Annotated in this window: 7 protein-coding genes and 1 pseudogene; 7 read left to right on the top strand and 1 reads right to left on the bottom strand. The window is 65.5% G+C overall.

Annotated features, from left to right (window positions below; translation table 11 throughout):
• The first annotated feature begins 383 nt into the window (after window positions 1–383).
• The 7 genes and pseudogenes from HNS34_RS20345 (at window position 384) to HNS34_RS20320 (ending at window position 4,599) form a co-directional block, all read left to right on the top strand.
• Window positions 384–854 (top strand): crossover junction endodeoxyribonuclease RuvC, encoded by a 471-nt coding sequence (locus HNS34_RS20345; RefSeq protein ID WP_172321904.1) that lies wholly within the window; start codon window positions 384–386, stop codon window positions 852–854.
• A complete protein-coding gene (locus tag HNS34_RS20340; protein ID WP_456236984.1) occupies window positions 851–1,054 on the top strand; it encodes a hypothetical protein in 204 nt (67 codons plus the stop codon). The genes HNS34_RS20345 and HNS34_RS20340 overlap by 4 nt, the downstream gene beginning before the upstream one ends.
• Window positions 1,047–1,493: a DUF6362 family protein gene (locus HNS34_RS20335; RefSeq protein ID WP_172321903.1), complete on the top strand. Its 447-nt coding sequence runs from the start codon at window positions 1,047–1,049 to the stop codon at window positions 1,491–1,493. Before HNS34_RS20340 ends, HNS34_RS20335 begins: the two co-directional genes overlap by 8 nt.
• A 405-nt stretch (window positions 1,494–1,898) precedes the next feature.
• Entirely contained in the window at window positions 1,899–3,275 is a 1,377-nt protein-coding gene (locus tag HNS34_RS20330) for a site-specific DNA-methyltransferase (protein WP_172321902.1), read from the top strand.
• Window positions 3,199–3,783: pseudogene (locus tag HNS34_RS20880) on the top strand (DNA cytosine methyltransferase); the annotation flags it as partial. The gene HNS34_RS20330 and the pseudogene HNS34_RS20880, both read left to right, overlap by 77 nt.
• Before the next feature lie 319 nt (window positions 3,784–4,102).
• Window positions 4,103–4,387, top strand: coding sequence for a hypothetical protein (locus HNS34_RS20875; protein WP_235952835.1), 285 nt, complete (start codon window positions 4,103–4,105; stop codon window positions 4,385–4,387).
• Window positions 4,384–4,599, top strand: coding sequence for a DUF7220 family protein (locus tag HNS34_RS20320; protein ID WP_172321900.1), 216 nt, complete (start codon window positions 4,384–4,386; stop codon window positions 4,597–4,599). The genes HNS34_RS20875 and HNS34_RS20320 overlap by 4 nt, the downstream gene beginning before the upstream one ends.
• A 42-nt stretch (window positions 4,600–4,641) precedes the next feature.
• Here HNS34_RS20320 and HNS34_RS20315 read toward each other — a convergent pair whose 3' ends face one another.
• Complete coding sequence (locus HNS34_RS20315; protein ID WP_172321899.1) at window positions 4,642–5,310, bottom strand: hypothetical protein; 669 nt, start codon at window positions 5,308–5,310, stop codon at window positions 4,642–4,644.
• Window positions 5,311–5,611: the final 301 nt, after the last annotated feature.

Raw genomic sequence — 5,611 nt, 5'->3', positions numbered from 1 at the left:
ATGAAAATGCCTGATTTTGGCTTGTACGTCCTCTGTTCGACCTCAGGACAAACATGTTCGTCCTCCGCCGTTGTTCGCCCTCAACCCAATGAAATCAATCACTTGGAGCAAAAAGAGGTCGAACATGTTCGTCCTCTTGTACGTCCTCTGTTCGTCCTCAAAACGCAAATGAATTCAGCATCTTACGCTGATTGGAGGACGAACAATGAAAGCCCCCATACTACGTATGGGGGGCCAACCAGCAGGTTTGGCCCCATCCCATACGTCGTGGGGTATCCGCGGGCGGGCCAGATCGTCGCGCACCCTTCACCTTTCGAGCAGCAATGGAGATGACAATGTCGAACAGGCAAATTGAACCCGTGTGTGAACACCAGACGTCAGACATGCCGGGGACCATCCTGGCCCTGGATCTCGGGACCACAACGGGCTGGGCGCTACGGTCCTCGGACGGCCTCATCACCAGCGGCACAGCATCGTTCCGCAATGGACGGTTCGATGGCGGTGGGATGCGATACCTGCGCTTCACGAATTGGCTGGGCGAGTTGGAGCGGTTGTCCAGGCCCATCGCCGCCATCTGGTTCGAGGAAGTCCGCCGCCACGCGGGCACCGACGCCGCCCACGTCTATGGTGGTCTGATGGCCACGCTGACGGCATGGGCCGAGTTGCGCTGCGTGCCATACGAGGGCGTTCCCGTCGGCACCATCAAGCGCCACGCCACCGGCAAGGGCAACGCCAACAAGGACGCCATGATCGCCGCCGCCCGGGCGCGCGGGTTCAGCCCGGCCGATGACAACGAAGCCGATGCCATCGCGATCCTCCTCTGGGCCATGGAAACCCACGGAGGTGCGCAATGACCGGTATGCGCTTCACGCCCAAGGGCTATGGTGGGCATCGCCGCCAGCCCGATGAGGTCAAACGGGACGGCTGGAAGGAACAAGGGCTGCTGGCCGTCGCCATCGACGATGACCGGCTAACCTGGCCCGAGCGGGAACTGGTGCGCCAGCTTGGCGAACGCCTGTACGGCAAACAAAACCGGAAGGCGCACCATGACTGAGTGGACTACAGCGCGCGTGGAGGACCGGTTGGAGAGCGCGGCCGACGTCTTCCGCACCTTGCCCGGCGTCATGCCGCAGGGCTTCTTCAACGCCTGGCCCGAGTATTTCCACAGCTTCGCGGACAAGGTCGGACAGGAGCCCCAGATGCGCAGGCCCCGGCCGGGACCGCGCCAGATCACCGAAGCCGAGGAGGCGTTGCTCTGGCTGCGCTGGCTGGAGCGGGACGATGCCCGGATCGTCTGGCTGCGTGCCGAGCGCACGCCGTGGAAGCGGATCTGCTGGGAGATGGGGATCAGCCGCCCGGCGGCCAACCGCCATTGGCAATACGGCCTCGCGCTGATCACTTGGCGGCTCAATGGGCGCGTGCCGCCTTCAAAGCGGTCACGGCGTTTCGTGGTCGAGAACGCGAACAACCTGTCAAGAAAAATCGTCCTGTGACGGAATTTTCAGTGAGACATCGCAAAGGGTTACAGTTTCCGGCTGAGAGGCTACAAATCGGATATACTCGGGAGAGGAGCGCGCAGGCAGAGGCCGCGCAGCTGGCTTCTGGGGTCCACCAAAGGGTCCAGCTGGGGTCCAAGCCGCTAACCCACTGAATTCGCGGGTCCTTCCTGGCCCCAAACGTATACGGGCGGGCGAAGCGCGGGACATCGCCAGCGACAGGGCCGGATTTTTGGGAAGCCACCCGGAAGCCGGAGCCACGCGCGCCCCGCGCAAACATCAATGAACGCTGGCCTTCCGACCGGACACCGCTGGTAGCTGCTGGACCCCGTGTGGAGTCCAGCCCGGCATCCGGAGTCCGGAAGCCACCGGCATCCACCCGACCGAGGAACCTTGCCCACCATGACGCTGAGCTTCGCCCCGGACGCGATCGAGATGTGGCCGCTGTCGCGCCTCCAGCCCTACGCGAGGAACGCGAAGGCGCACGGCGCGGACCAGGTGGCCAAGATCGCCGCCAGCATGGCCGAGTTTGGCTGGACCGTGCCGTGCCTCGTGGGCGAGGACGGAGAGCTGATCGCGGGCCATGGGCGCGTGCTGGCCGCCACGCAGCTCGGGCTGACCGAAGCGCCGGTGATCGTGCTGGGGCATCTGACTGAGGCGCAGCGGCGGGCCTACCGGATCGCGGACAACAAGCTGACGGAACTCGGCACCTGGAACGAGGCGCTGCTGTCGGCGGAACTGAACGACCTGCTGGCCGAGGATTTCGACCTGTCGCTGGTCGGATTCTCGGACGGCGAGTTGGACAAGCTACTGGCCTACGTCGCGGAAGACGACGGTGAAGAAGTTGGCGCCGGGGGCTCTGTGCCTCCAGTGACCATCCCCGAACCGCCGCGTAACCCGGCGTCGCGCACCGGTGATCTCTGGATCCTCGGCGATCATCGCCTCCTGTGCGGCGACAGCACCAGCGCCGCCGATGTGCGCCGCCTGATGAATGGCGAGCGCGCGATCCTGTTCGCCACCGACCCGCCATACCTCGTCGACTACGACGGCTCGAACCATCCGACCCGCAACAAGGACTGGTCCGCGTCCTATGGCACCACCTGGGACGACAGTTCGCAGGGAGCGGAACTTTACGACGGCTTCATCGCGGCGGCCGTGGCTGAGGCCATCGCCGACGATGCCGCCTGGTATTGCTGGCACGCCTCGCGCCGCCAGGCGATGCTGGAAGCCTGCTGGGAAAAGGCCGGTGCCTTCGTGCACCAGCAGATCATCTGGGTGAAGGACCGCGGGGTTCTAACCCGGTCCCACTACCTCTGGAAGCACGAGCCCTGTTTCATGGGGTGGCGTCGGCCGAACCGCCCACCCAAGGTGGCGGAAGAAACCCTGCCATCGACATGGGCGCTGCCGAGCTTCGCCAAGGACGAGCGGCCCGACCATCCGACGCCGAAGCCGCTCGACGCCTTCGGCATCCCGATGCGCCAGCATGTGGCGCGCGGCGGGCTTTGCTACGAGCCGTTCTCGGGCTCCGGCTCACAGATCATGGCGGGCGAGGCCAACGGCCGCCGCGTCTTCGCAATGGAAATCAGCCCGGCCTATGTCGATGTCGCGGTCGAGCGCTGGCAGGCCGAGACCGGCCGCGACGCGATCCTTGATGGCGACGGCCGGACCTTCGCGCAGGTGAGGACGGAGCGGCTGGGCGACGATGCCGAAGCCCCCGCCGACGCCCCGGCAAAGGACGCAGCCCCCGAACCCGCGCGAAAGCGCCAGACCGCCGCGTGACATGCATGACCTGGCTTTACCTTCCTCCGGAGGCACTTCCGGAGCCGGAGACGCATGCCTCTTCGGCCTCTCCCTCTGCTCCGGCGCGGGCGGTCTCGACCTCGGGCTCGCCATCGCCATCCCCGGATATCGTGCTGTGGGCCATGTCGAACGGGAAACCTACGCCGCAGCCACTCTCGTGGCGCGGATGGAAGACGCGTCCCTGGATCAGGCTGTTGTCTGGGACGACGTTGCCACCTTCGATGGCCGCCCGTGGCGCGGCGCGGTGGACATCGTCACTGCGGGCTATCCGTGCCAGCCGTTCTCCGTCGCGGGAAAACGCCGGGGCGCGGACGACCCGCGCCACCTCTGGCCGCATGTCGCCCGCATCATCGGCGAGGTCGCACCGCCCTTCGTCTTCCTCGAGAATGTCGCCCATCATCTCCGCCTCGGTTTCCCCGAAGTCGCCAGCGGACTGGTCGGCATGGGCTACCGCCTTGCGGCTGGCCTCTTCACGGCGGCGGAAGTCGGTGCGCCCCACAGGCGCGAGCGGCTCTTCATCCTCGCCCACCGCGAGCGCGACCACCTGGCCGACCCCGCGCGCCTGCTCGGGGACGCGCTCGAGCGGCGGGAACCGGACGGAACTGCTGCGGCTCTGGCCGACGCCCCGCGCCAGCGCCAACGAGAACCGGCAGACGAAGCCGACGCCCTCGCAGGCGGCGGGCCAGCACGGGATGAACCTCGCGACGACGGCCGCGATGTGGCCGACGCCAATGGCGAACGACGGCTGCAAGCCGAGCGCGGGCAACCGGCGGACAGCGGACCTGACTCGTTCGGCGGGCATGTGGATGACGCCAACGGCCCGCGATCACAAGGATGGCGCGACGAGCTTGGCGAACACGCCGGTGAACGGTCTGCTTGGCCGCCAGGTCCTGGTGACGCCGATGGCTGGGCGCGATACCTCCGAGCCGCGCCGGACCTTGAACCCGCTGTTCGTCGAGGCGCTGATGGGCTGGCCCACCGGGTGGACCGGCTTCGCCTCTGTGGCAACGGCGTGGTCCCGCTGGTTGCGGCGCATGCGCTGCGAACTCTGGCGGCTGAATTGCTGGCCGATGGATGAGGCTGCGGCATGAAACAGTCCCGCCTCATGTCGCTGGTCGAGTCCATCGCCAATGTGATCGTCGGCTACGGCGTCGCCGTGGTCACGCAGATCCTGATCTTCCCGGTCTTCGGGCTGCACACGACGCTGGCGCAGAACCTGAAGATGGGCGCGGTGTTCACCGTGGTCAGCATTGCGCGGTCCTACGTCCTGCGGCGGCTGTTCGAGGCAATACGGATGCGATAGCCCCGAACATCGACCGCGCGGGCTGCGATGATGAACGACGCGTCAGTCCATTCGCAGCGGCCCGAACATGCCGGACTCCACCATAGCCATGTAGACGCGCTTCATCGCCATCGCCGTCTCCTGATTGACAAACAGCGATGAGCGCGACCCATGGGGATCACCGAGCAGGTAGGGACGCATCGTATCCCACCGCTCGCCGACTTCAGCGCGGTGCCACATGCGCATCTCTTGCTGAATCATCAGCGGCACGGCGAGCTTCTTGGGTACCATGTGGCGCTCGGGAAAAGCTTCGTGCCAGTCGCAGCGGACGACGATCGGCGTAGTACCCGAATTGTAGAAGGGAACGTCCAGCCGCTCGGCGGTAATCGTGGCGCAGGGATGGGGCTCCATCGCTTCGACAGACTCGATGATCTTTGAGCCATCTCCGTAGGGGCACGAAACGAACGCGTGTGCGAAACAGATCGTGTGGTCCAGACCTTGATAGCCGCAACGGTCGCTGGGGTCCGTCACCGGCATCTGGGGATTTTCCTGCGGCACCAAGGGGTGCCACGTTGGATACCCGCGCACAACCGGACCATGCGCGTCGATCAGGTCCTGCAGCGCGTCGTCCGCCTTCTCTCGCTGGTCGGCATCGACCCCGGGCGTCAGGACCAAGATCCGTCGCGCCCGCTCGTAGCCGTCCTGTGCCGCCTCGTCTGCTCGAAATGCCATAGGTGTATGCCTTTCATCCGGGTTCACACGAAAGATAAGGTCTGCGCATGAAAATGCAATATCGTGCGTGAAGTATGATGATCACGCGAGAGATATGACTATCGTGCGTGAAACCCGTCGTTTCACGTTGGCCGGAGGCGACGCTACACAAAGAAGCCGCCGCCCCACACGGGACGGCGGCATAGAGACCAGCGTTCGGCGCTGCGTCAGTTGCCCGGCAAGCTGTAATATGCGGAGCGCATGGTTATGCGGAGTTGCGGGCAGCTCGGGTTGCGCCGCCTTGGTTTTTTGGGGTTTCGAC

The organism is Alterinioella nitratireducens (genome assembly GCF_013155465.1).
Classification (GTDB): domain Bacteria; phylum Pseudomonadota; class Alphaproteobacteria; order Rhodobacterales; family Rhodobacteraceae; genus Alterinioella; species Alterinioella nitratireducens.
Note: the sequence above shows the minus strand (reverse complement) of the source record. Positions and strands in the feature narration are given on the sequence as shown.